Origin of the sequence: Cellvibrio japonicus Ueda107 (assembly GCF_000019225.1) — a bacterium.
Lineage (GTDB): Bacteria > Pseudomonadota > Gammaproteobacteria > Pseudomonadales > Cellvibrionaceae > Cellvibrio > Cellvibrio japonicus.
In genome coordinates this window covers 1,203,761-1,227,102 of sequence record NC_010995.1, presented here as the reverse complement: position 1 = coordinate 1,227,102, position 23,342 = coordinate 1,203,761, and the positions used below count along the sequence as shown (strand labels likewise).

Here is a 23,342-nt window from a genome sequence, read left to right as displayed (position 1 = left end):
GGTATTTTTTTCGCGCCAGCCATTTACTGTGCCAGGGGAAAATATTGACATCGAACACAGCCGCGCGGCATTCCTGCTAGACTCCCCATGCCCAATCCCGTGTGAGTCCACCATGCTTGCGACCCTGATTACCCATAGCAGTTGCCACCAACACCAGATGCCCGCCGGCCATCCGGAATGTGCAGAGCGCCTGGACGCGATTAACAATCGCCTGATGGCCAGTGGTATCGATGCCCTGCTGCAGCACTATGAAGCGCCCGCCGCTGCAGACGAACAATTATTGCGCGTACACAGCGCAGCCCATTTGCAACGACTCATGAATGCCCAAGTGGAAAATGGCATCCATTTTTTTAACAGCGATGTGTATTTATCACCCCATACGCTCAATGCTGCACGCCATGCAGCCGGTGCAGCGGTATTGGGGGTCGATTTGGTGATGCAGGGAAAAACTGATGCTGTTTTTTGCAATGTGCGACCGCCCGGCCATCACGCCGAGCGAGAGCGAGCCATGGGCTTTTGCCTATTCAACAATATTGCTGTTGCTGCTGCGCATGCCTTGCAAACCTATTCACTGGAACGCGTTGCTATCGTTGATTTTGATGTGCACCACGGCAACGGCACCCAGGATATTTTTTTCAACGACCCGCGCGTACTCTTTTGTTCGAGTTTCCAATACCCTTTTTATCCCCATACAGACATCGATGACGTACCGGAACACATTATTAATGTGCCCTTGCCTGCTACCTGTCGCAGCCAGGGATTTCGCACCGCGATAGAAGATCGCTGGTTTCCGGCGCTGGAAACCTTCAAACCACAATTGCTGCTGATTTCGGCCGGGTTCGATGCCTATATCAATGACGATATGTCGTCCATTAGCCTGGTAGAACAGGATTACGCCTGGATTACCGAGCGCTTGCGAGCGCTGGTTGATCAAAGCCAAAGCAATGTCGCCAGTGAACGCTGCCACGGCATAGTCTCAAGCCTGGAGGGAGGTTACGATCTGGATGGTTTGGGGCGCTGTGCCGTAGTACACATCAAAGCCCTGGCCAAGTTATAGCGATGACGCCATATGCGCCTGTAATTCGAGGCGCATGTCAATCACCTCGTCATCGCGATTAATACTCACGCGAAAACCCAGCTTGCGCGCCAGGTTCACCATGCCGGCATTGTCCAGCATGGTAAAACCGCGCAAATGCTGCGTTCCCTGGACACGGCAGTAATCGATCATTTTTTGCAGCAGCCGCGCGCCCAAGCCCCTGCCCTTTAAATCGCTGCGAATCGCCATGGCAAACTCGGCTTCGATATTATCCGGGTCGGCTTGTGCGCGCACGACACCCAGGATATCACCCAGGCTATCCACAGCAATAAAGGCCATTTCGCGGGCATAATCGATTTGCGTCAGGCGCGCCATTTGCTCATGGGAGAACGGCGGCATTTCACCAAAGTAACGCTTGTACCTATCTTCACGGCTCTGGGCGTTATCAAACGCCTGCAGGCGCAATTCATCCTCGGGGCGAATAGGACGTAACAATAATTGTTGACCATCGTGCAAACGAAATGATTCTTCCAACTCCTTGGGATAAGGGCGAATCGCCAGGACAGGCAAAGGCTCATCAACCACCAACTCAATCATCGTATCCAGGGCACGAATATCCTCACCATGGGCTAACACCGGGTTAATGCACAAACCACGCAAGCGCGGATTATCGATAATCATCTGGCTAATGCGCGTAAGTAACACACAGAGTGATGGCAAATGAATGGGCGCATAGTGGTCGCGCTCGCGGATTTTTCCCTCTGCCAATGCCTGTATAACCAGATAACGCGCCAGCGCCATATTCAGGGGCGGCAGTGCGACAACTGCATTTTTGGCAACAGACCAATGGCTGGCCACCTCACCCAATAAAATCACCGGACCAAATACCGGATCCTGCTGCACCTGGATACGTAAAGGCACAGGAGCAAGCTCCGGCGCAGCCTGGATAGGCTGGGTGCTGATGCCATAGGCTTCCAGCAATTGCCCGGCCTCATTAGTTGCCAATAAATGTCGCCTCTCCTGTAAAGCCTGGTCAATCAACGTCTGTGCGACTTCCGGCTGATGGGGCGCCCAGTCACTGATGGACTCGGGGGTTTCCGATAATAACTTCTGGTTGCGGCGATACTGCACCATATGCATAAACGCGCCAACCACACCTTCCGGTGTGCGAAAAGAGGCAATACCGGCATCGGCAAAACGCTGGCGCGCTTCAACCGCTGCGTCCTCCCCCATCCAGTTCACCAGCACATTCGGCAGGCGTGCACCATTTTTTTGCCGGTGTTCACGCAGGGTATCAATCACTACCTGCGCATAGGTCTCACCGGGGATCAGTGCGGATGGTGCGTGCATAATGAGTAAGTTGTCGATGGCATTGCTGCGCAACAATACCTGCAATGCCTGGCGATAATCCTCCGGGCTGGCATCGCCCAGCAAATTAATCGGATTGGTGGCACGCCCACCGTTATGGATAACTGCGTGCAGCGCATCGACAATGCCAGGCTCCAGCACTGCCAGGCGCCCGCCGCGCTGGCTGAGGACATCCAGCGCCATGGCACTGGGGGCATTGCCATTAGCCAGGATAACCAATTGTTCACCCTGGATCGGTTTGCCATTGGCCAGCGTTTCCACCGCCGCCAGCAGCTCGCGTAAATCGCCCACACGCAACATACCGGCACGCTTGATGGCTGCGTCGTACACCGCATCCAAACCCAACTGCTCCATCGGCAGGTGCGAAATAAGCATTTGGTTTTCCAACTGGGCGCCGGTTTTGATAACAAGAATGGGTTTATTAAACGATGCCGCGCGCGCAGCAGACATAAATGCGCGCCCCTGGTGAATATGATCAATATAGAGAAGGATCGCACTGGTATTGGCATCGCGCCCGAGATAATCGAGCATCTCATCAAAATCCACATCGGTGCCGTCGCCCAGGGCAACCACATGGGAGAATCCGATACGGCGCCGCTTGGCCCAATCGAGCAAGGTCACGCATACCGCCGAAGATTGGGATACAAACGCAATTTTTCCTGCGCGGGCGCGGGTGTGGGCATAGCTCGCATCCAACCCGATTCCCGGCACCATCAGGCCCAGCGAGTTGGGGCCCAGAATTCGCACCCCCCATTGCCTGGCGATAGCCAGCATTTGCTCTTGCAGGTTGGTGCCCTGCGCCGTATGCAATCGGTTCAACCCGGCGGCAATGACGATTGCAGCGCGTGTTCCCTTGCGCCCCAATTGCAAGATAATGGCGGGCACCCGTGTGGCGCGAGTGCAAATAACGGCAAGGTCCGGCACCAGGGGTAACTCATCAATCGAGCGATAGGCCAATACACCATTGACAGATTTGTAATGGGGCGTCACCGGCATAATCGGGCCATCAAACCCACCCTGCAACAAATTGCGCATCACCGCGTTACCGGGACGATTGGGCTGGTTGGATGCACCAATAACGGCTATCGAACCCGGCTTTAACAAATGCTCAATATGTTTAAGGCTCATGTATCCGGCTCATCATCAATTTTTCCAGGCTTAACTCCCCCCAATGAGTGGGTGGCGGTTGGACAATATCTATCTTCTACCCAGCGAAACCTGAGTATAGGCCAGGGCCTGGCAACCTTATTGGGACTCACACCACCCGGGCATCCACCGCTGCCACAAAGGCCATTTCCACCAGCATGGCCGGGTCGATGAGCTCTACTTTGACGCAAGCGCGGGAAGGGGCACAGCCGTCGGGCAACCACTGTTCCCATATACGATTTAACCAGGAGACATTAGCCCGCTCTGTTATATAGATAGTGGTGGATAGGAGACGGGATTTGTCGCTGCCTATCGCCTTCAGTGTCTGCTCTGCCTGTGCCAACAGCTGTACCAGTTGGTGTTCAAATCCGGTCGATGTATCGGCAGGCACTTCAACAAAATGGGCAATGCCCTGATAAAGGGTGGCATCGGACCAGCGCGCACAGGGGTTGTAACGATCTATGTTCATTCGGCGAACTCTCAACTAGGCAAGATAAAATCGACGCCTATAATAACGACCTTTTGCCCAAGGCTCCGGAAAAACTATGGCCCTAACCGCTATCATCGCCCACCGCCTCTACCGCCACCGCCCGGAAGACACAGTCACAACCCAGGCGCGCGCAGACCTTCTGCCTATGAATGGCAAGCTGGAAGAATTGGCCTATGCGCTAAAAACCCAATTTATCCGCAAGGGCGGTAAAAGCTATGGCCGCTTTTCGAGCGATACCGGCGAATTCCCCTTTGCCGCCTGGTTACAGGATTACCGCCAGGGTCGCCTGGGCTTTGCCAGTTTCAGCCAAAAAAACCTGCAGCACTTCCAGCAGTTGCTTGAGGCCGCACCCTCGTTGTTTGATGTTTTTCTATTTGTAATAGAAGAGCAAATAGAAGCAGGACAGTACCTGTATCTATTTGTGGTGGAACATGAATCAGGGCTTTATCTGGATGCAGACCTGCAATTAACAGATTCCGTCTACCTGGATACCGCAAACCTCAACCTGGCCGCCAAAATCAATTGTGCCGATTGGGATGCCGGCAATTCAGCAACCTACCTCACCCTGATGCGCAGCCGCAGCGATAAAGACTTTGCCGATGCCTTTGGCGCCCTGACAGGATTCAGCGATAAATACGATGTTAAAACCGAAACCAAAGAGTTCCTTGAGGTTGTCGAGAACTTTACCCAAACCCTGGATGAGCCTGTCGCCCGTTTGACTCGTACCCGTGTGGCCGATTATTGCCTGGAGCAGAATAAAGCCGGAAAACCTGTCGCCATTAATGAGCTGGCGCACACCCTGGCGACAGAAACCAAGGGCTATGAACCGGAAACCTTCGAACGCTTTGTCGCAACACAAAAACCGGAAATCAAGGCCGAGTTCATCCCCCATGCAGGCCAGGTTCGCAGCTATGTACGCCTCAGTGGTCGCACCGATTCACTCAGCATGAGCTTCGCCTCAGACTGCCTGGGACGGGACATCGAGTACGATCCCGAGCGCGACCTGCTCATGATCAAAAGCATCCCGACAGCACTCAAAAAACAGCTGCTTGCCCATCTAAAGCAACATCGACAAGATTCCTGAATATGGGCAACATAACCACTTATGACATAATCCAAGGCACTGCCTGACTATTAGGTCTAAGCAAAACATTGAAAAACAAGACGACTGGTCATACTCTATATCCATGAGCAAACGTGAACTGAAAAAAGAGCATATCCTTGATGAAGGCCTGAAAGTCATGGCAACCCGTGGCTACAACGGCACCAGTATCCAGGATATCGTCTCCGCCGCCGATGTCCCCAAGGGCTCTTTCTACACCTACTTCAAAAGCAAGGAAGACTTTGCTCTTGAAGCCTTGGAGAAAGTGACCGAGGAGCGCCTGCGTCACAACCGCCATTTGCTTGGAAATCGCAGTGTACCTCCCCTGGAGCGCCTGACCCGCTACTTCCAGGAAAACATCGGCGGCTGTGAAAACAACCTGAATGGCGGCTGCTTTATTGGCAATATGTGCCAGGAAATGGCGGAATCCAGCGAAGCTATCCGCTTGAAAGTACGCCAGATGTTGCGCAACAACACCCAGGCAATTGAAGACTTGCTGGAAGAGGCCCGTCTTGATGGCAAATTAACCACCAACTTGTCCTCCCAGGTCATTGCAGAGTTTATGTTTAATGCCTGGGAAGGCACATTGATGCGAATGAAAGCCACCAAATGCCGGGAGCCACTGGATGTATTCCTGGCGGTCTTACCGGAACTCTTTAACGATTAACCGCATAGATTGCGCTTTACCCATCACGGCCAATAACAGGATTCACCTTTAACGAAATCCAATACCAATCACTCTGCGTTGTATTTTTGGCGCACTTAAAGACGACTGGTCAATTTAAAAATTAAACTTTATAGGAACAAAGAGGAGCTGACACAATGGTTTTTGACAAAAAACAAGACGACCAGTCATTTTTTAGAAAAATAACTACAAATATCGATGAGACCGGATATGAACCCCGGGAGCCCCATCTCACCTTTGTACAGCAGCTGCTCATCCATATTGGCCTATTAGCCCCATTACTGGCCTATGCCCATATAGGATTCAGCCAACCGCTCACAGCAACCAACGATGATGGGCCGACAGAGATTGCCACTGTTGTACGCAATCGTCCGCACACAGATTGGATGCAACTGGCCCGGCAAATAGACGATGAAAAAATGCCCTGGTCATCTATCCATGCAAAGCCCATTAGCCAGCAACGGTCATGGGCATTAGCCCTGGACAATGATGTATTTGTTCCCGGCAACCGTGACCAGGATTACACCTATGGCATCAACCTGACCCAAACCAGCCCAGAGCTTGTGAATGCCAAAGTCACGCTCAATCGGCCTTTACTCGCCCTGGATAACCTGTTTGGTTTACACACTCAGGCACTGTCGAGGGAGGAAAGGTACAGCCGGGAACTCGGGGCTTTTGCGTTTACGCCGGAGGATATCAGTATCAGTCAAGCCAACGCCGGAGATCGCCCCTACGCAAGCCTTATTTATTTTTCCAGTGCCCGCGAACAAATCGACTGGTCAACTAATAGTGCTATCAAGACCACATTGACCTTGGGATTGCTCGGTACGGACCTGGTAGGGAGAATCCAAAATGAAATCCATAAATACACAGGCAGTACCCCTGCCCGAGGTTGGGAAAACCAAATCAGCGATGGTGGCGAACTTACCGCGCGCTACCAGGTTGCCTATCAACAACAACTGGATACCGGGCGCGCTGATTTTGAATTAAAGTCCACCACGCAAGTATCTGCGGGTTATTTAACAGAAGCCAGCTGGGGCCTGAGCTTTCGCAAAGGCACAATAAATTCACCCTGGTCTTCTTTTAATCCAGACCTCACCAGTTATGGAGAGAAAGCTTCATTTGATGGCAGTACAGGAAAAGTGATTGAGCACTATTTCTGGGGTGGCGTTGCTTTCAAAGCAAGAGCTTACAACGCCTTTATGGAAGGACAGTTTCGCGATTCAGTCGTTACCTATGAGCGCAACCAGTTGAATAGCCTGCTAGTGGAAGCTTGGCTGGGTTACACCATTGGCTTCGGTAATGGTTACAGAATCAGCTATGTTTTGCGCGGTCACACCTCCGAGGTTCGCGAAGGCGACGGCAAGCGGGATTTGTTGTGGGGCAGCTTGATTCTGGCACGCGCTATCTAGCATGTGCCAGAATCAGGGTACCGACAAAGCACTACTTTAACAGGGGGGAATCCAGGGCTTTCAACGGCTTTCCCACTAATGATTCAGCGGCTTTTTGTAAATCCTCCAGGGAGACTTTGCGCTTTTTTATCAAAATCCGCACCACAGAATCCAGTGAGTGCTTATTTTTGCTCAGGGTGCGCAACTCCTGATCCAACTCATCCAGCAAGACCACCGCTCTCGCCGTTATCTTTCCAGCCGAAGGCCCCTTGCGTAAATGCTTAACATCTTCACCCCAATCGGCCAGCCCTTTAATGATTCTTGCTCGCCGTGCCTTGGTCATCCCCTTAGCCCTATAGAGCAACTCGAATGAATAGAACTCTGCAATGCCCTCTGCAATCCAGTCATCATTCGCTGTTGGCGACTCAAAACCGCTAATACGCGTCACCATATGCGTCAATTCATGAATAATCGGACTGGTGCCATTCTCACTAACCATGGGGCGGTCAGCATGTAAAAACAATGAATTAGGTGCGGATAATCCCCCTCGCCACATAGGATCGTTAGCACCTACCACCAATAATTTGGGCGGAGCCTTATCAAATGCATCGTGCATTTCCCGCCACGCAAAATTAAGGAAAGTCAGAACATCCATACGGCGAAAACTTTCACCCACAGGTCCACTTACAACAATTTGGGTTCCTTTCACCTTTGCCTGGCGAGAGCCCAATCTCCCGGCAATCATCCATCCCGTAGGACGATCGAAAAGGCGCTCCGGATTATCGATGGTAAATGTAGTCGCCGATGCCCTTGGCCAGCCAGTCTCTACACTTTTCCACCCCTTAGGCAACATGAACTCCAAGGTTGCGATGGAGTATGCCCCATCAACCTCGGTAGTACGTACCGGAGGAATAATATTATCGCCGCGAAAAATGGCCCAATCCTGATTTATATAAGCGTCATACTTGCCTTCGCCTTTGGCGCGATTAATTTTGACAAAAAAACTTAACTTTGCCCCCGACTCTGGCAGCTGCCAGCTAACTTCTTTATCGGTAATCACCAACTTGCCATTCGCCCTGATATTCGAATAGGCAGACTTATTGTTCCTGAACACCATCTCTTTCAGAAGCCCGCGACTTTCTACATTAATCGTCACCTGTGCGCCTTTGCGTTCTGGGTCCAAGGCCACAACAAAGTCTGTGGTATATGCCAGTTTATCCATGGCAACAACTGGCATACAGCAGCACAAAACACTTAAAAAGCAGACTATGCGTCCCATCTTCACACCCATTACACTCATCTCTTACCTCCCCAAAGCTGTAGCATATTCAAGTAAAAGCACACTCTTATCGACATACAAGCATCCATAACATTCCCCAATTACCTCCATTATAGGGGGCCATAGAGACAAAAACCTAAGGGCGTTGTAGTCAATTTCCTACAAAACAATGCGAAAAATGCCACTGTTAAGCGCATACGCAAAACGAGAGAATAATCACAACAAGGAGGTGACAGTGATGTGAATCGGCCAGGATTGGCCAATGGGTGCGCAACCAGGGATATGTTGCGGCAATCAGGAAGTTCAAAGGAATATGAACAGATAGCACAGGGAAAGGGCAAAACAGCAGAAAATCACGAAAGGAATTCGGCGCTCTTCAGGATCGAAAAGCGGATTGACTGCACAGGTCTGAACGGAGTCAGACGTATGACCGGGAGAGGGAATCAACCGGGAATACATCGACCAGAATGGGCTCAGGCAGGATGCCAGGGTGATAAGAGGGAAATTATCGCTAATCCGATCTCAGGAACGACCGATGGGGGCCGCGCAAGCGCGCCCCATTCTTTTATTTATACAAAATCAATAAATAATCACCTGCCAAAACCAACCAAGTATCCATTCAACAAAATACTTATTTTTGTTAAAAGTTATCGGACAGGAACTTCTTGGCAACAGGCGCAGCTTCGGAATTGCCATTAGCAACCTGGGTCAACAAGGCTTTGGCTTGAGCAGTATCACCCATAAAGAAAAATACCCTCCCCAAATCCAATTGCGCTCCCGCCACTTTTGACGAGTCTGGAAAACGACTGATTAAATCGCTAAACCACGTTTTTGCTTGGGGATAATCCTGTTTAAGCATGGATATCTTGCCCAGCCAATAATAACAATTGCTGGCATAGGTACCATTCGGGAGCAAATTCAAATAATCCTGAAAACCTGCTGCTGATGCATCGTATTGACGCTGGTTGAGCAAATCATAAGCGGATCGGTATAACTCTGCATCATCAACAGAAGAAACCGACACTGCCGCAGGAGCAGAGGAAGATGGCTTTATAGCCGATGAGGATGGAATGGATTGACTCTGTACTGGAGCCGAAGCTGCATCATTAGCAGTTCGTCCAGATAAACGGCGGTCAATATCCATATAATTGTCGAGTTGCAGCTGCTTGAGTTGCTTTAACTCATAAGCCTGCTCTTCAATAAGGCCGCGCAGTGTAGCTATTTCTTCCTGTAAAGCACGAATTTGACTGTACACATCAGGTTCAACAACAGCATTGACTGCGGGACGCGACACCCCAGAGCCGAGGCCCTGGGGTGAAGATTCCACAACCCTTACTTGTGCTACTGATACTGGAGCTACTGCCAACAAAACGACAGCGATCAAGTTCTTTCGCATAAAGGGTTCAGACTCTTAGTACTTGATTTCAACACGACGGTTTTGAGACCAAGCAGACTCGTCATGGCCCAGAGCAACTGGCTGCTCTTCACCGAAGCTTACAACCTCCAGAGAAGAACCGCTCACACCTTGGGTAACCAGGAAATCGCGAACAGCATTAGCGCGCTTCTCACCCAGTGCCATGTTGTACTCGCGTGAACCACGCTCGTCAGCGTGACCTTCCAAACGCACAGCAACAGAAGCACCTTTCAGCTTGTCAGCGTGAGCCAACAATACTGCACGGCTTTCCGCAGTCAGGGCGTACTGATCGAAGTCGAAGTACACAACGTGAGCCAATTGAGCTTCTACCTGCTGTTGAACAGGAGCAGTGCTAGTTTGGGTGGTTTCTTCAACAGGCTTTTTGCTGGCGCCGGAACAGCCGACCAGGAAAGACATAACTACAGCAAAAGTCAAACCTTGCTTGATTGCTTTAGTGATCATGTGTGTGTAACTCCAATGAAGTTGTGATCAAGTGTTTTTACAGGGAACTAACTAGTTAAAAAATGGCGACCATGCGGGCTCCCGCACATCACCCTGTTTTGGAGGTTGGAGAATTTTGACGCGTGCATCCAGAGAGACTGCAGCCAATACTCCTTTACCACCAGAACGAGTTGCATACATCAGCATAGCGCCATTGGGCGCTATACTAGGCGATTCATCAAGGTTTGTCTCTGACAAAATGCGCAAATTGCCAGTTTTTAAATCCTGTGCGGCAATATGGTAATTACCACCAGGGCGTTTATTCAAAACAACCAAGTATTTACCATCAGGCGAAACCCGGCTACGTGCATTGTAATCACCATCGAAGGTTACACGCTCCTGTTGCTTGGTAGCAAGATTGACCTGATAAATCTGGGGTTTACCACCGCGATCCGAAGTGAAATATAACGACGCGCCATCTGCAGCCCAACTGGGCTCGGAATCAATTGCGAAGTGGTTGGTCACGCGATCAAGCTGGCGCGTAAGCACATTCATTACATAAATTTCCGGATTGCCATCTTTAGACAAGACCATAGCCAGCTTTTGCCCATCCGGTGACCAGGAAGGTGCGCCATTGAGCCCCCTGAAACTAGTCATCTGCTGACGGCGTTGCGTCGCTATATCCATAATGTAAATGGCGGGCTTGTTTTCAGCCTCAAACGATACATAAGCAACCCGTTGCCCATTGGGCGACCAAACAGGGGATAGGATTGGGAAGCGCGAGTCCAGCAGTGCCCGCGAGCGAGCACCATCTATGTCAGACAACATTAAACGATAACGCTGCGGGTGTTGATAGGCTTCCACATAAATGAGTTTGGTAGAAAAAATACCGCGAATACCCGTGATGGTTTCATAGACCTTGTCACTAATATGGTGGGCAATATCCCGTAACTGCAACTCCGTACCATCAACTGTTAATTTGGCAAAGACACGCTGTTGCTTAACAACATCAAACAACTCATAGCTGGCATAGTAACGACCAGCCTGCTGCGTAAGTGAGCCAATCAGGAGATACTCCGCCCCCAAAACCTTCCAGTCACGATAATGAATGCCCACCTCAGACACGGGGAAAGACAGCATCCGCTCTGGTGCTATGGGATCGAACTGACCGGAAAATCGAAAGTCATTGCGAATAATGGAAGATACATCCTCAGGAAGACGCCCCCCTGCCCAATCGAAGGGCACAACGGCAATCTTGATAGGGTTTTGCACACTTTGCGTCACTATCACGTTGTTCATTTGTGCATGAGCAACCATGGCAAACACACTGAACAGGATAAAAACTAGGTATCTCACAGGCGTAAATCCTTAGGATCAAAAGTAAACGTAAATCGACGGAAGTTTCTTTCAAAAACATCTATCGGAATATCTTTAATTTCAACAAAGCGATCGACACGACGAATCGCCTGTTCTGCTGCCCGGTCAAAAGCATCATTGCCGCTGGACCGGGACAGGGCCACACCGACAACCTGGCCATTGGGCAGCATATCAATAATAAACACACTGACCATACCCAATCGGGCAGAAGGCGGTGGACTAAAGTTTTCCCCAACCCGGCGCGCCAACAACTCGTTGTAACTGATAACACTGGCATCATCTGCCGTATCACTCAGGTGTTTCTCTTCCTTTTGATAAGCGGCCTGCTGGCGACGAATTTCCTCTTGTGCCTCTTGTTCACGCTTGCGCTTTTGCTCGGCTTCTGCCTTACGGCGCTCTTCTTCAAGCTTTTTCTTGCGCTCAGCCTCCGCCTTTTCACGGGCCACTTTAGCCTGCTGGTCTTTCAGCTTTTGCTGCTTTAACGCTTCCTCTTTGGCAGCGGCCTCTTTGGCAGCCTGTTCTTTTTGCCGTTGAACCTGCGCCTCAGCCTCTTTGCGCTTTTGCTCCTCACGGTTTTTGAGGTTTTTTAAGTCCTCAAAACGCTTGGCATCCAGATTTTGCTCCTTGGGTTGTGGTGGCGCTGCCTTGGCCTTGGGTTGCAAATCCACTAAAGTCGCAGTGACATAACGCGGCGGAACAGGCTCAGGTTCTTTAGTGCGAAAAAAGCCCCAGTCGCCAAAAAAAAGCACCAATATCAGTGCATGTAACACAACACTGAACAACACAGGTAGTGTAAAACGTTGATCCAGAACCATACGAAGCCCGGCCTCCGCTAGCGCGTTGGCTCGGTGATTAATCCCACCGAGGGAGCCCCCGCCATCTTCAGCTCACCCATCAATGCCACTACTGCACCATATTCAACACTCTTATCCCCCTGCACAAAAACCGGGGTATTAGGCTTTTCGGCCAGGATTTTACTCACAAGAGATTTGATTTCAGCCAATGGGCGCGGCTTTTCCGGATCTCCACCAACCCCTATGTAGAAAGTACCATCCTTTTTAATGGATACAGTAATGGGTTCATCCTCTTTTGTTTCAACAGGATCAGCGGCTGCCTTTGGCAGTTCGACTTTGATCCCCTGATTCATCATAGGGGCTGCGATCATGAACACAATTAGTAGCACCAACATAACGTCAATCAACGGCACTACGTTAATTTCAGCCTTAAGCTTCTTTTTAATCGGCGATCCAAATCCAGACATATACATCAAACTCGATTGTTTAATCCGTGCCTAGCCAGCATCACTTACTGTGAACCTGGCGATGGAGAATAGCCGAAAACTCTTCTGCAAAAGTTTGATAGTTACTCAACAAGCTTTCTGCCCTGGCAGAAAATTTGTTGTACGCCAGAACAGCTGGAATAGCAGCGAACAGGCCCATTGCGGTTGCAATCAGCGCCTCGGCAATACCAGGCGCCACTGTGGCAAGGCTGGGCTGGCCCGCATTAGCAATATTGAGAAAGGACACCATGATGCCCCAGACGGTTCCAAAAAGACCTATATAAGGACTCACGGAGGCGACGCTAGCCAAAAAAGGCAGGTTTTCCTCAAGCTTTTCTTGCTCACGTGCCAGAGCAACACGCATGGCACGCATTGACCCCTCCATGATTGCATCGGAATCGGCACCGGCCGTTTGACGCAAGCGGGTAAACTCTTTGAAGCCGGCACGGAAGATATTTTCTATTCCCTCGGCCAGGTCAGTGCGGCCATTGCCCTGGCGATAAAGCTGGTTGAGGTCGATACCCGACCAGAATTGCTTTTCAAAATAACTAAACGCTGACGACGCCTTACGCTGATAGCGCTCGCGCTGGAAAATCATCGCCCAGGAAATGACCGATGCCAATACCAAAATCAGCATCACCAGTTGCACCAAAAAACTGGCCTGGAGAATCAGGTGGGTAATGGACAGACTATTATCCGTTGCTGACATAGGTATCTAAACTCTTACTTCATCGGTTGAATAGGGTGTTTAAGGCGATTGTGCATATGTGCAGGTATTGGATTAAGTACAAGCCAGCTTTTGTAAACAAGCTGTGATATGCAACTGGTTATCCACGCGTGCAGGCTGCTGAGAATTAGCCTGCACAGAATGCACAACCTACCGTAAACCACCCGCTAAAATAGCGGGCCCATCATAGCCTAAAGCCCACAGAAATTCTGTACGGCCAGGCTCCATGTACTTTAAATAATTTACGTAGTAGACGATTCCGTCCACACCCGTATCCTCAATATAAACTCGCTCGGGATAATGCAGGGTAACTCCCGGTTACGCTATCCCTTCTCCCCCCTGGCTTTCCTGCAAACGCTTGGGCATAGACAATCCAAAGTGCAGATAGGCATTCGTGGTTAACACCCTACCCCTGGGGGTTCGAGCCATAAATCCCTGCTGGATCAGATAGGGCTCGATAACATCTTCTATCGTCCCCCGATCTTCACTGATAGCCGCCGCCAGGCTTTCCACTCCCACCGGACCGCCGTCAAAGTTGTTGATCATCGCCAACAACAAGCGGCGATCCATATGATCAAATCCGCGCTCGTCAACGTTAAGCATATTCAGTGCCTTATCCGCCAGTTCGGAGGTAATCCGGCCATCGCCTTTCACCTCGGCAAAGTCGCGCACCCTGCGCAACAGTCGGTTGGCGATACGCGGCGTACCCCTTGAGCGCTTGGCAATTTCAGCAGCGCCCAACTCTTCCATGCTGACACCCAACAAAGCCGCAGAGCGTGCCACTATATGGGTCAGGTCCTTTACGTTGTAAAACTCCAGGCGCTGTACTATCCCGAACCGATCGCGCAGGGGGGATGTTAGCAAACCCGCTCGCGTAGTGGCTCCCACCAATGTAAAGGGTGGTAAATCCAGTTTGATCGAACGGGCAGCCGGCCCCTCGCCGATCATGATATCCAGTTGGAAATCCTCCATGGCGGGATACAGGATTTCCTCCACAACCGGGCTGAGTCGATGAATCTCATCGATAAATAACACATCGCCCGCTTCAAGGTTGGTCAGCATTGCGGCCAAATCACCGGCTTTTTCCAGCACAGGCCCCGATGTACTCTTGAGCGATACCCCCATTTCGTTGGCGATGATATTGGCCAGGGTAGTCTTGCCCAAACCGGGTGGACCAAACACCAGGGTGTGATCCAGCGCTTCACGCCGCTTTTTAGCCGCACAGATAAAAATTTCCATCTGCTCACGCACTGCAGGTTGGCCTACATAATCCGCCAGTACCTTGGGGCGCACGGCGCGATCCAGTTGGTCTTCGCGTTCTTTGGCAGTGGGTGCAATTAAGCGATCAGTTTCAATCATGATAAAGCCCGGGCATCTTGCGTTGAAAAAACTGAATTTCGGCTGAATGGTTTATACACCGGCAAGGCTTCGCAGAGCGATGCGGATAAGTTCTTCACTGCGCGCCTCAGGTTTCTGCTTGGCAGCGGATGCCACCATTTTAGCGGCATCCACCGGCTTGTAGCCGAGTGCAATCAGCGCGCTTTCCGCTTCGGCATAGATATCGTTATCACTGGCAATCGCCTGAATTTCACCATGAGCAAGCATATCGCCCTGGGGCAAATCCCAGTTTTTAAGGCGATCACGCAGTTCAATAACCAAGCGCTCCGCCGTTTTCTGGCCAATCCCCGGCACCCTGGTGAGCGCCTTAATATTGTTATCGCGCACACAGCGGGCAATATCATCCGATTCCATCCCGGACAAAATCGCAACGGCCAGCTTGGGGCCTACACCATTCACCTTGATCAGGGTGCGGAATAAAGACCTGTCGCGCTGTTCAGCAAAACCAAATAATTGGTGCAGGTTTTCTGTAATGGAGAGGTGCGTGTGTAGCACAACTTCGTGACCCAGTGAAGGTAAACGATAGAAGGTGGTCATGGGCGCCTGGAGTTCGTAGCCGACACCATTGACGTCCAGCAATAAATAAGGAGGTTGCTTTTCGATGAGGATGCCTTTCAAGCGACCGATCATACCTGGACCTGTGAAAATAAAATTAGATGATACGACCGCGACGGAAGCTGCTTGAGCCGGCCATACGAATGAGGTGTTGCTGGGTATTTGCATGGCAGAGCGCGACAGCCAGGGCATCTGCAGCATCTTCCTGCGGCGCCGCTGGCAGCCGCAGCAGGGTTTTTACCATGTGCTGCACCTGCAACTTATCGGCAGCACCATTGCCCACCACCGACTGTTTAACCTTGCGCGCTTCGTATTCTGATACCGGCAGATTCTGCGCCGCAGCCGCCACTATAGCTGCCCCGCGCGCCTGGCCAAGCTTTAGTGCCGAGGCCGCGTTCTTGGCCATAAATACTTGTTCGATAGCCATTTCCTGGGGCGTGTAACGCTCGATAATCTGGGTAAGGGAATCAAAGATGACTTTTAGTCGCACCGGCAGCTCATCATCATCGCGCATACGAATCACGCCACTGGTGACATATTCAGATTTGCCGCCAAGCAGGTTGATAATACCGAATCCGGTCTTACGGGAGCCAGGATCTATGCCAAGGATAAGCGCCATAGTTGTATCTATATACAGTATCGATGATGGCAGTGTTGCACGATGCCGGCCACATGACAAGGCTGCCAATGCGATAAGTGCACCGGCAGTTTTGGTTAAGCGAGGATTATCCCAATTGCTCCATGATGTCTTCCGGGATATCGGCGTTGGTGTAGACGTTTTGTACGTCATCCAGGTCTTCCAGGGCGTCGATCAGGCTGATGATTTTTTCCGCCGCGTCTTTATCCAGTGATACGGTGACAGAGGGAACCATGGCGAAATCGGCAGAGATGGGCTTAAAGCCGGCCGCTATAATGGCATCTTTTACCGCGAAGAAATCTTCAAATGCGGTCATGACATCGGCGGAGCCATCCGAATTGATGACCACATCATCGGCACCCGCATCCAGCGCCGCTTCCATCAACGCATCTTCATTAAATCCCGGCTCAAAGCTGATTTGGCCCTTGCGGGTAAACAGGTAGGAAACCGAGCCGTTGGTGCCCAGGTTACCGCCGCGCTTGTCGAAGGCGTGGCGCACATCACCCACGGTGCGGTTGCGGTTATCGGTCATGCACTCCACGATAAAGGCCACGCCGTTTACGCCGTAACCCTCGTAGGTGAGTTCCTCGTAGGATTCACTTTCCGCTGTGCCCGCTCCGCGGGCAATAGCGCGCTCAACCACATCTTTTTTCAGGTTATTGAGGTAGGCTTTTTCCACCGCGGCGCGCAGGCGCGGATTGTCATCGGGGTTGGCACCGTTTTTGGCCGCCACGCTTAGCTCGCGGATGATTTTGGTAAAAACCTTGGTGCGCTTGGCGTCCTGGCGCGCCTTGCGATGCTTCATGTTCGCCCATTTGGAATGTCCGGCCATTTAGCGACTCCACTCAATCTCTTTATATCGTCAATAAAATCAACTCAAAAGCCCTGTAAAAAAAAGGTGGGCAATTGCCCACCCTTTTAACCAGCGACTATTTACATACCGTATTCAGGGGCATCGGCTGCGGGCTGCTCTTTCTTCTGGTTGCGCAGGCGAATGTGCAGTTCGCGCAGTTGCAGCTCATCCACGGTACCCGGTGCGTCGGTCATCACACAGGCGGCACTCTGGGTTTTGGGGAAGGCGATGACATCGCGGATGGAGCTGGCACCCACCATCAGCATCACCAGGCGGTCGAGACCAAAGGCCAGGCCGCCGTGTGGTGGCGCACCGTAGCTGAGGGCATCGAGCAGGAAGCCAAACTTTTCACGCTGCTCTTCCGGGCTGATTCCCAGGATTTTAAACACCGCCTGCTGCATTGCCGGTGAGTGAATACGCACCGAGCCACCGCCCAATTCCACGCCGTTGAGCACCAGGTCGTAAGCGCGCGACAGGGCCGCTCCCGGGTTAGCCACCAATTCTTCGGGGGTACAACTGGGCGAGGTGAAGGGGTGGTGAATGGAAGTCCAGCCGCCTTTGTCGTCCTCTTCAAACATGGGGAAGTCCACCACCCACAGCGGCGCCCATTGGGCGGTGTAGAGGTTGAGATCGGCACCCAGCTTGCAACGCAAGGCGCCCAGAGCTTCGGTAACGACTTTGTGTTTGTCGGCGCCGAAGAAAATCAGGTCGCCATTGTCAGCGCCCACACGCTCCAGAATAGCGGCGCGCACCGGTACCGGCAGGTTTTTCACGATAGGCGATTGCAGGCCCTCTTCCAGGTCTGACTTGTCATTGACCTTGATATACGCCAAACCCTTCGCACCGTAGATACCCACGAACTTGGTGTAGTCATCGATTTGCTTGCGCGTTAGTTTTTCGTTGCCGCCAGGTACCTTCAGTGCGGTAACTCGGGCCTTGGGATCATTGGCCGGACCGGCAAACACTTTGAAATCCACGTCGGTAACCAGGTCTTTAATATCGACCAGCTCCAGTGGAATGCGCATATCCGGCTTGTCTGAACCGTACTTGGCGATCGCTTCGCTGAACGGCATGTGGCGAATTTCTTCAAACTCAATGTTCATCAAGTCCTTGAACAGCTCGCGGAACATACCCTCAGTCACAGCCATAATCTGATCCTGGCTCATGAAGGAGGTTTCAATATCGATCTGGGTAAATTCCGGCTGGCGGTCGGCGCGCAGGTCTTCATCGCGGAAGCACTTGGCGATCTGGTAGTAGCGGTCGTAGCCGGCCACCATCAGCAATTGCTTAAACAACTGGGGCGACTGCGGCAGGGCAAAGAATTTGCCGTCGTGGGTGCGCGAGGGCACCAGGTAGTCGCGCGCGCCTTCGGGGGTAGCGCGGGTGAGGATCGGGGTTTCCACATCGAGGAAACCGTGGCGATCCAGGTAATTGCGAATAGCACTGGTCACCTTGCCGCGGAAGCGCAGGTTGTTCTGCATCTCGGTGCGGCGCAGGTCGAGGAAGCGGTATTTGAGGCGCACGTCCTCGCCCACATTGGCGTAGGAGTCCAGTGGGAAGGGAATGGTTTGCGCTTCGTTGAGGATGGTGAGCGCGGTTCCGTACACCTCGATTTCACCGGTCGCCATATTGGGGTTAACCGTCGCAGCGGCACGGGCGCGCACCTTGCCGGTTACTTGCAGCACATACTCGCCACGCACTTTATCGGCCAGGGCGAAATTGTCTTTGCCATCCGGGTCGAATACCACCTGGACAATGCCTTCGCGGTCGCGCAGATCGATAAAGATCACGCCACCGTGGTCGCGACGACGATCTACCCAGCCACAGAGGGTGACTTCCTGGTTAATGTGAGAGGCATTTAAAGCGCCACAATATTGGCTGCGCATAGGTTTTTCCCGTTATTGATCGATAAATGTAGCCGCCCGCTAACTGGCGGTGCTGGCCGTACTGGTACTGCCAGCGGCGGAGCTGCTGCTACCCGAGCTGGAGGCGTCACCGGCCAAATTCTTTTTCTTGCCCGACTTAAAATCGGTCTCGTACCAGCCGCCACCCGACAGGCGAAAACCGGCTGCAGAAATTTGCTTTTTGAGGGTCGATTTACGGCAAGCCGGGCAATCCACCAGGGGGGCATCACTCAGTTTTTGTAAAGCTTCCAACTCATGGCCACAGGATTCGCACTGATATTCATAGAAAGGCACGACTATCACCTCAGGTCTTCAGATGGGTAATGAGAAGGTTGAACCCCAAAAGGGTCGCGATTGTAACGCAAAAGCCACAAGGCGAGAACCGCGCGCCAGGGACTTACGGCGAGGAAATATGGGCATTAGCCCCAAAATTTAAAGGGGACTTCAGGGAATTCTCGAATGATGCATCCGCGCCTGAACCCGTGCCGCGTGTTTCATCACCCAGGCAGGCATGGCTTTTTGATAGGTGCGTGGGTTGGGGAGCATCACCGCCATGCGCACAGCCTGGGCAGGCCCCAGGTCAGCGGCGGCGGTACCATAATAATGACGCGCAGCGGCTTCAGCACCAAAAATGCCATTCCCCCACTCCACCATATTGAGGTACACCTCCAGGATACGGCGCTTGTCCCACACCAGCTCCAGCATAAGCGCAATCACCACCTCCTGTGCCTTGCGCACATAGGATCGCGTCGGAGAAAGGAACAGGTTTTTAGCCAACTGCTGGGTAATTGAGGAGCCGCCCGCCACCGACCGGCCGCGCCGCTGGTTTTTCTTCAATGCCAGTTCAATTCCCCGCGTATCCAGCCCCCAATGGTCCATAAAGCGATCATCCTCTGCCGCGACCACGGCCCGTTTCAGGTGAACCGACATTCGTGTGTAATCCACCCATTGATGTTGCAACTGCGCCTGGGGATTCTGCTCACGCAGCTCCGCCAACCGCAACGCCATAAAACTGCTCTGGGAAGGGTTGATCCATTTCCAGGCCACCACATGGGCAAAAATCCACAATTGGTAAGCCAACAATAATAAGAAGGCCCACCACAGCAAGCGCTTGATAGTGTGAAAGAACTGGCGTTTTCCTGTGCGACTCGACATAACCAATGAATCAATAGGATTCCTGATTTTCAATACGGGCTTTCATCAATTCAGCCGCAGCCCGCGCCTTTTCGATAGGGGTTTGCGCATCTGGTCCGCCCGCTGCGGCAGCGGACGATCCAGGCTCCGGCTCAGCAGGCAATAGATTCCGGTTAGGGTTGATGATGACCTCCTCGGCATTGGTACCTGCAGGCTGCTCACCGTAGTGAACAACGCCCTTGGCATCGGTCCATTTGTAAACCTTAACGGCTATCGGCTTTTCACTGCCCACATCAGCCCCCATACGTCTGGCATCCTGAACCAGCTTGCCCAGTTCCTGCTTAAGCCCATCGGGTACACCCAAGGATGGCAATCCGCGATCTATCAGGTCGCGCAAGGGCACATATCCTGTTTGTAAATAGACGACATAATTCCCAATGCCCAAAGCAAACGCATTAACACACATCCCCTATCATCCAAACCAATAGACACTTATCCCGGCAAATAAACACCTACCCCATTGCCCTCATACACCAGGGGTAAATACGGCAGGCGATCCGGGCATCCCTGGGCCAGGCCAGTCCGCAAATCAAACAGCAAACCATGCTGCGGACAGCGCAGGCTGCACTCACCGACCAGGCTGGCATTATGCAAGGGCGCACCGCGGTGGGGGCAACGATTCCCGATCAAATAGAGTTTGCCTGCCTCCTGCAATAATAACCATTCACCACCTGCCAGGTGTACCCGCTGGCGGTAACCGTCGTATAACTGATGCAACTTGGCCAATTCGCGATAAACCATGGTGCAAGCTCTCAATAGAAGCGTAAAGGTAATAGCCCGGGTTGGTGATGAGAATAGATTGGTTAAGCGTTACACAGCGGCTTCATCCTGGCCAGCCAAGGCAAAAAATTCTCCGCCACGATCAGGGGGAAACCCGCTAAAATGGCCGCCATCCCTGCCCGGTGTCCGATCAGCCATGGTTCCACAAGCCTACCTAGAGCGACTTAAATCCCTCTCCACCCAGCTGGTGGCACTGCAAAAACCCATTCGGATCCTCGATGCCATCAAATGGCCTGCGTCCGTCGAAGCCCAATTTCGCGCTGCCCGGGGGCGGGAGTTACCTGCCCTGGAGGCAGATTTCTACCAGGGCTACACCCTGTCGTTTGATCCCCCCCAGCTAAAACAGCGTTTGCGCGAACTGCGCCAGGATGTGCGCCGCCAACTCGGCCGCAGCGATGCGCTGGGGCGGATTTTGCAAGCAACCATCGATCAATACCTGCTGGTTATTGAGTTGCTCATACATCGGGGAACAGCTGAGTTTGGTCGATTCAGTCGCGAGCTCTATGGTTCAGCCAGCGACAACCTGCGCGGAGATCGCAAGACCCTGCGCCAGCTGGGTGAACGCCTGTGCCATATCTTTTCCCTGCCTGCGGTGGAGAATCTCAATCGCCCCTACCCCAACCATATTCCGGCCGATTCCGCTGTACAGATTTTGCATCAACGCATGCAGGATTATTTTGGTGCGGGCGAAGTGCGAGTGCAAATCAGCGATGACATAGTGTCCGATGCCTCTGCGGGCGGGGACTGTATAAAAATTAATCGTCGCGCCCACTTCTCCGAACTGGATTTGCAGGTGCTGGAAGTCCATGAGGGATGGGTGCATATAGGCACGACCCTGAATGGACGCGCACAACCCTGGGCCACCTGGTTGAGTGTTGGCTCACCGCGTATCACCGCCATCCAGGAAGGTATGGCGGTATTAATGGAAACATTGACCTTCAGCTCCTTTCCCCAACGTGCCAGGCGTATCAGCGACCGTGTCGTCGCCGTAGACCTGGCCGAGCGCGGCGCCGATTTTTGCGAGGTTTACCGCTACTTCCTCGAACGGGGCGTTAGCGAACATGACAGTTATCGCGTCACCCAGCGAGTCTTTCGCGGTGGCACCCTGACCGGTGGATCGGTATTTACCAAGGATATTTCCTACGTCAAAGGTTTTGTCGAAAATGTTAACTTCCTGCGCGCTGCCATTCACACCGGCGTGCCGGAAATTATTCCCATGCTATTTGTTGGCAAGGTAACGCTGGATGATGTCCCCCTGCTGTACGAGCGCTATCTGGATGGTGTTATCGCGCCACCCAAATATTTGCCACCCATGTTTAAAAATTTAAATGGCTTGTATGTGTGGTTTGGATTTTCGAGCAGTATGTCCCTGATGGATCTTGCGCGCGTGCAACAGCATTTCAGCAAACGCTTTTGCAAACTACCGCAAACTCAGGTGCAGCCTATACTCAAAGACACCACTGATACCGAATTGGACTGAGCAACGCGCAAGATCATGATGTATTACCAAGTTGTACTCTCGGGCGACCAGATTTTTTTTGAAAATGTCAGCGCCCAACCGGAGAAGGGAGCACCCGACCCGATTATCGGCTTTATCAGTTGCCGACTGATCCGCGCCAGCACCGAAGACATGGCGGTAGCCATAGCAAAACGGGACCTGCTAGTGCACTGGAACCAAAGTTTTAACGCTGATCGCAAGCTGGGGATGCCTAAATTGCATCTGGAGCATATCGCCCAGATCAACAGCTGGTTTAAACCCAAGATCCGCAATGACTACTATTGGTTTACCGATGAGGAACACAAAGCGCAGCAATTAAGCAAATTTACCCTGTCTGCCAGGCGCTGGTTTTGGCAGCGTTAACGGCTTCAGCCATTGGCAACCGCCGCAATACGCGGCGCTTGCACAAGCCCCTGTAGCAGTTGGCGCTGGCTGTTGGAGACGACCGGCTCAGCGCGTGCCGATAGGGGGGAGTGGCCGACCCATTCAAAGCGCCAGCGAATAAACTCGGGCTCATCCGCCTCGCGCACTTCAATTAATTCGAAGCGACGGGCATCGAGCGAAAAATAGTCGCGCAGCTGAAACGCAAAGGTTTCAGCATTTTTGCCAATAAAATTGGGATTCTGCAAAGGTGCTGTGATAAATACATAATCACGCCCTTGGTGATGCAAGGAAAGAACCTGAAGTTGTACGGGCTGCCCCAGACGATTGCTGAGGTTGTGTTTAACAAACAGGTCAGTAAAGGCATGGATTGACATTTGATTTCCCACTGTGCTTTTTCTTATGCA

25 protein-coding genes are annotated in these 23,342 nt (G+C 52.1%); 6 read left to right on the top strand and 19 right to left on the bottom strand.

Going from position 1 to position 23,342, the window contains the following annotated elements; genetic code table 11:
* Positions 1-112 precede the first annotated feature (112 nt).
* Positions 113-1,057, top strand: coding sequence for a histone deacetylase family protein (locus tag CJA_RS05125; protein WP_041551130.1), 945 nt, complete (start codon positions 113-115; stop codon positions 1,055-1,057).
* Here CJA_RS05125 and CJA_RS05120 read toward each other — a convergent pair.
* Positions 1,052-3,532 carry a bifunctional acetate--CoA ligase family protein/GNAT family N-acetyltransferase gene (locus CJA_RS05120; protein ID WP_012486691.1) on the bottom strand — a complete coding sequence of 827 codons (2,481 nt, stop codon included), beginning with the start codon at positions 3,530-3,532 and terminating at the stop codon, positions 1,052-1,054. The genes CJA_RS05125 and CJA_RS05120 overlap by 6 nt on opposite strands.
* Before the next feature lie 127 nt (positions 3,533-3,659).
* The gene (locus tag CJA_RS05115) at positions 3,660-4,019 is read right to left on the bottom strand and encodes a RidA family protein (protein WP_012486690.1); all 360 of its coding nucleotides are present in this window, start codon (positions 4,017-4,019) and stop codon (positions 3,660-3,662) included.
* A 76-nt stretch (positions 4,020-4,095) separates the two neighbouring features.
* On the opposite strand from CJA_RS05115, the gene CJA_RS05110 reads away from it, so the two are divergent.
* The 3 genes from CJA_RS05110 (at position 4,096) to CJA_RS05100 (ending at position 7,239) form a co-directional block, all read left to right on the top strand.
* Complete coding sequence (locus CJA_RS05110) at positions 4,096-5,124, top strand: nucleoid-associated protein (RefSeq protein WP_012486689.1); 1,029 nt, start codon at positions 4,096-4,098, stop codon at positions 5,122-5,124.
* Positions 5,125-5,227: 103 nt separating this feature from the next.
* Positions 5,228-5,809 (top strand): TetR/AcrR family transcriptional regulator, encoded by a 582-nt coding sequence (locus CJA_RS05105; protein ID WP_012486688.1) that lies wholly within the window; start codon positions 5,228-5,230, stop codon positions 5,807-5,809.
* A 155-nt stretch (positions 5,810-5,964) separates the two neighbouring features.
* Positions 5,965-7,239 carry a lipid A deacylase LpxR family protein gene (locus tag CJA_RS05100; RefSeq protein WP_012486687.1) on the top strand — a complete coding sequence of 425 codons (1,275 nt, stop codon included), beginning with the start codon at positions 5,965-5,967 and terminating at the stop codon, positions 7,237-7,239.
* A 31-nt stretch (positions 7,240-7,270) separates the two neighbouring features.
* Here CJA_RS05100 and CJA_RS05095 read toward each other — a convergent pair whose 3' ends face one another.
* The 16 genes from CJA_RS05095 to CJA_RS05020 form a co-directional block, all read right to left on the bottom strand.
* Positions 7,271-8,440 carry a M61 metallopeptidase family protein gene (locus CJA_RS05095; RefSeq protein WP_148726074.1) on the bottom strand — a complete coding sequence of 390 codons (1,170 nt, stop codon included), beginning with the start codon at positions 8,438-8,440 and terminating at the stop codon, positions 7,271-7,273.
* A gap of 697 nt (positions 8,441-9,137) precedes the next feature.
* Complete coding sequence (locus tag CJA_RS05090; RefSeq protein ID WP_238526822.1) at positions 9,138-9,824, bottom strand: YbgF trimerization domain-containing protein; 687 nt, start codon at positions 9,822-9,824, stop codon at positions 9,138-9,140.
* Positions 9,825-9,908: 84 nt separating this feature from the next.
* Positions 9,909-10,373 carry a peptidoglycan-associated lipoprotein Pal gene (gene pal / locus CJA_RS05085; RefSeq protein ID WP_012486684.1) on the bottom strand — a complete coding sequence of 155 codons (465 nt, stop codon included), beginning with the start codon at positions 10,371-10,373 and terminating at the stop codon, positions 9,909-9,911.
* A 51-nt stretch (positions 10,374-10,424) separates the two neighbouring features.
* Entirely contained in the window at positions 10,425-11,669 is a 1,245-nt protein-coding gene (gene tolB, locus CJA_RS05080) for a Tol-Pal system beta propeller repeat protein TolB (RefSeq protein ID WP_049765507.1), read from the bottom strand.
* Positions 11,670-11,704: 35 nt separating this feature from the next.
* A complete protein-coding gene (locus tag CJA_RS05075) occupies positions 11,705-12,544 on the bottom strand; it encodes a cell envelope integrity TolA family protein (RefSeq protein WP_012486682.1) in 840 nt (279 codons plus the stop codon).
* Positions 12,545-12,561: 17 nt separating this feature from the next.
* On the bottom strand, positions 12,562-12,990 hold the full coding sequence (gene tolR, locus CJA_RS05070; RefSeq protein ID WP_041552013.1) for a protein TolR: 429 nt from the start codon (positions 12,988-12,990) through the stop codon (positions 12,562-12,564).
* Between the two features lie 40 nt (positions 12,991-13,030).
* A complete protein-coding gene (tolQ, locus tag CJA_RS05065) occupies positions 13,031-13,717 on the bottom strand; it encodes a protein TolQ (RefSeq protein WP_012486680.1) in 687 nt (228 codons plus the stop codon).
* 336 nt (positions 13,718-14,053) lie between these two features.
* Positions 14,054-15,094, bottom strand: a complete 1,041-nt coding sequence (gene ruvB, locus CJA_RS05060; protein ID WP_012486679.1) for a Holliday junction branch migration DNA helicase RuvB — start codon at positions 15,092-15,094, stop codon at positions 14,054-14,056.
* 51 nt (positions 15,095-15,145) lie between these two features.
* Complete coding sequence (ruvA, locus tag CJA_RS05055) at positions 15,146-15,763, bottom strand: Holliday junction branch migration protein RuvA (protein ID WP_012486678.1); 618 nt, start codon at positions 15,761-15,763, stop codon at positions 15,146-15,148.
* A 22-nt stretch (positions 15,764-15,785) separates the two neighbouring features.
* Positions 15,786-16,307, bottom strand: a complete 522-nt coding sequence (gene ruvC, locus CJA_RS05050) for a crossover junction endodeoxyribonuclease RuvC (RefSeq protein WP_041551128.1) — start codon at positions 16,305-16,307, stop codon at positions 15,786-15,788.
* A gap of 106 nt (positions 16,308-16,413) precedes the next feature.
* Positions 16,414-17,157: a YebC/PmpR family DNA-binding transcriptional regulator gene (locus tag CJA_RS05045; RefSeq protein ID WP_012486676.1), complete on the bottom strand. Its 744-nt coding sequence runs from the start codon at positions 17,155-17,157 to the stop codon at positions 16,414-16,416.
* Positions 17,158-17,258: 101 nt separating this feature from the next.
* Complete coding sequence (gene aspS / locus CJA_RS05040) at positions 17,259-19,064, bottom strand: aspartate--tRNA ligase (RefSeq protein ID WP_012486675.1); 1,806 nt, start codon at positions 19,062-19,064, stop codon at positions 17,259-17,261.
* Positions 19,065-19,103: 39 nt separating this feature from the next.
* Positions 19,104-19,376, bottom strand: coding sequence for an FmdB family zinc ribbon protein (locus CJA_RS05035; RefSeq protein WP_012486674.1), 273 nt, complete (start codon positions 19,374-19,376; stop codon positions 19,104-19,106).
* Between the two features lie 150 nt (positions 19,377-19,526).
* Positions 19,527-20,237, bottom strand: coding sequence for a monofunctional biosynthetic peptidoglycan transglycosylase (mtgA, locus tag CJA_RS05030; RefSeq protein ID WP_041551126.1), 711 nt, complete (start codon positions 20,235-20,237; stop codon positions 19,527-19,529).
* A gap of 10 nt (positions 20,238-20,247) precedes the next feature.
* Positions 20,248-20,613: a DUF4124 domain-containing protein gene (locus CJA_RS05025; RefSeq protein ID WP_158304053.1), complete on the bottom strand. Its 366-nt coding sequence runs from the start codon at positions 20,611-20,613 to the stop codon at positions 20,248-20,250.
* Between the two features lie 95 nt (positions 20,614-20,708).
* Positions 20,709-21,017 carry a Rieske (2Fe-2S) protein gene (locus tag CJA_RS05020; RefSeq protein WP_012486671.1) on the bottom strand — a complete coding sequence of 103 codons (309 nt, stop codon included), beginning with the start codon at positions 21,015-21,017 and terminating at the stop codon, positions 20,709-20,711.
* Positions 21,018-21,192: 175 nt separating this feature from the next.
* Between CJA_RS05020 and CJA_RS05015 the strand changes: the two genes are divergently transcribed.
* Both CJA_RS05015 and CJA_RS05010 read left to right on the top strand, forming a co-directional pair.
* Complete coding sequence (locus CJA_RS05015; protein WP_041551124.1) at positions 21,193-22,536, top strand: flavohemoglobin expression-modulating QEGLA motif protein; 1,344 nt, start codon at positions 21,193-21,195, stop codon at positions 22,534-22,536.
* Positions 22,537-22,551: 15 nt separating this feature from the next.
* A complete protein-coding gene (locus CJA_RS05010; RefSeq protein WP_012486669.1) occupies positions 22,552-22,917 on the top strand; it encodes a hypothetical protein in 366 nt (121 codons plus the stop codon).
* Positions 22,918-22,922: 5 nt separating this feature from the next.
* On the opposite strand, the gene CJA_RS05005 is transcribed toward CJA_RS05010, so the two are convergent.
* The gene (locus CJA_RS05005) at positions 22,923-23,312 is read right to left on the bottom strand and encodes a hypothetical protein (protein ID WP_041551122.1); all 390 of its coding nucleotides are present in this window, start codon (positions 23,310-23,312) and stop codon (positions 22,923-22,925) included.
* Positions 23,313-23,342: the final 30 nt, after the last annotated feature.

Coding starts and splice junctions, on each gene's coding strand:
- CJA_RS05125 (WP_041551130.1), top strand. CDS start 113: ATGCTTGCGACCCTGATTACCCATAGCAGTTGCCACCAACACCAGATG.
- CJA_RS05120 (WP_012486691.1), bottom strand. CDS start 3,532: ATGAGCCTTAAACATATTGAGCATTTGTTAAAGCCGGGTTCGATAGCC.
- CJA_RS05115 (WP_012486690.1), bottom strand. CDS start 4,019: ATGAACATAGATCGTTACAACCCCTGTGCGCGCTGGTCCGATGCCACC.
- CJA_RS05110 (WP_012486689.1), top strand. CDS start 4,096: ATGGCCCTAACCGCTATCATCGCCCACCGCCTCTACCGCCACCGCCCG.
- CJA_RS05105 (WP_012486688.1), top strand. CDS start 5,228: ATGAGCAAACGTGAACTGAAAAAAGAGCATATCCTTGATGAAGGCCTG.
- CJA_RS05100 (WP_012486687.1), top strand. CDS start 5,965: ATGGTTTTTGACAAAAAACAAGACGACCAGTCATTTTTTAGAAAAATA.
- CJA_RS05095 (WP_148726074.1), bottom strand. CDS start 8,440: ATGGATAAACTGGCATATACCACAGACTTTGTTGTGGCCTTGGACCCA.
- pal (WP_012486684.1), bottom strand. CDS start 10,373: ATGATCACTAAAGCAATCAAGCAAGGTTTGACTTTTGCTGTAGTTATG.
- tolB (WP_049765507.1), bottom strand. CDS start 11,669: ATGGTTGCTCATGCACAAATGAACAACGTGATAGTGACGCAAAGTGTG.
- CJA_RS05075 (WP_012486682.1), bottom strand. CDS start 12,544: ATGGTTCTGGATCAACGTTTTACACTACCTGTGTTGTTCAGTGTTGTG.
- tolR (WP_041552013.1), bottom strand. CDS start 12,990: ATGTCTGGATTTGGATCGCCGATTAAAAAGAAGCTTAAGGCTGAAATT.
- tolQ (WP_012486680.1), bottom strand. CDS start 13,717: ATGTCAGCAACGGATAATAGTCTGTCCATTACCCACCTGATTCTCCAG.
- ruvB (WP_012486679.1), bottom strand. CDS start 15,094: ATGATTGAAACTGATCGCTTAATTGCACCCACTGCCAAAGAACGCGAA.
- ruvA (WP_012486678.1), bottom strand. CDS start 15,763: ATGATCGGTCGCTTGAAAGGCATCCTCATCGAAAAGCAACCTCCTTAT.
- ruvC (WP_041551128.1), bottom strand. CDS start 16,307: ATGGCGCTTATCCTTGGCATAGATCCTGGCTCCCGTAAGACCGGATTC.
- CJA_RS05045 (WP_012486676.1), bottom strand. CDS start 17,157: ATGGCCGGACATTCCAAATGGGCGAACATGAAGCATCGCAAGGCGCGC.
- aspS (WP_012486675.1), bottom strand. CDS start 19,064: ATGCGCAGCCAATATTGTGGCGCTTTAAATGCCTCTCACATTAACCAG.
- mtgA (WP_041551126.1), bottom strand. CDS start 20,237: ATGTCGAGTCGCACAGGAAAACGCCAGTTCTTTCACACTATCAAGCGC.
- CJA_RS05020 (WP_012486671.1), bottom strand. CDS start 21,017: ATGGTTTATCGCGAATTGGCCAAGTTGCATCAGTTATACGACGGTTAC.
- CJA_RS05015 (WP_041551124.1), top strand. CDS start 21,193: ATGGTTCCACAAGCCTACCTAGAGCGACTTAAATCCCTCTCCACCCAG.
- CJA_RS05010 (WP_012486669.1), top strand. CDS start 22,552: ATGATGTATTACCAAGTTGTACTCTCGGGCGACCAGATTTTTTTTGAA.
- CJA_RS05005 (WP_041551122.1), bottom strand. CDS start 23,312: ATGTCAATCCATGCCTTTACTGACCTGTTTGTTAAACACAACCTCAGC.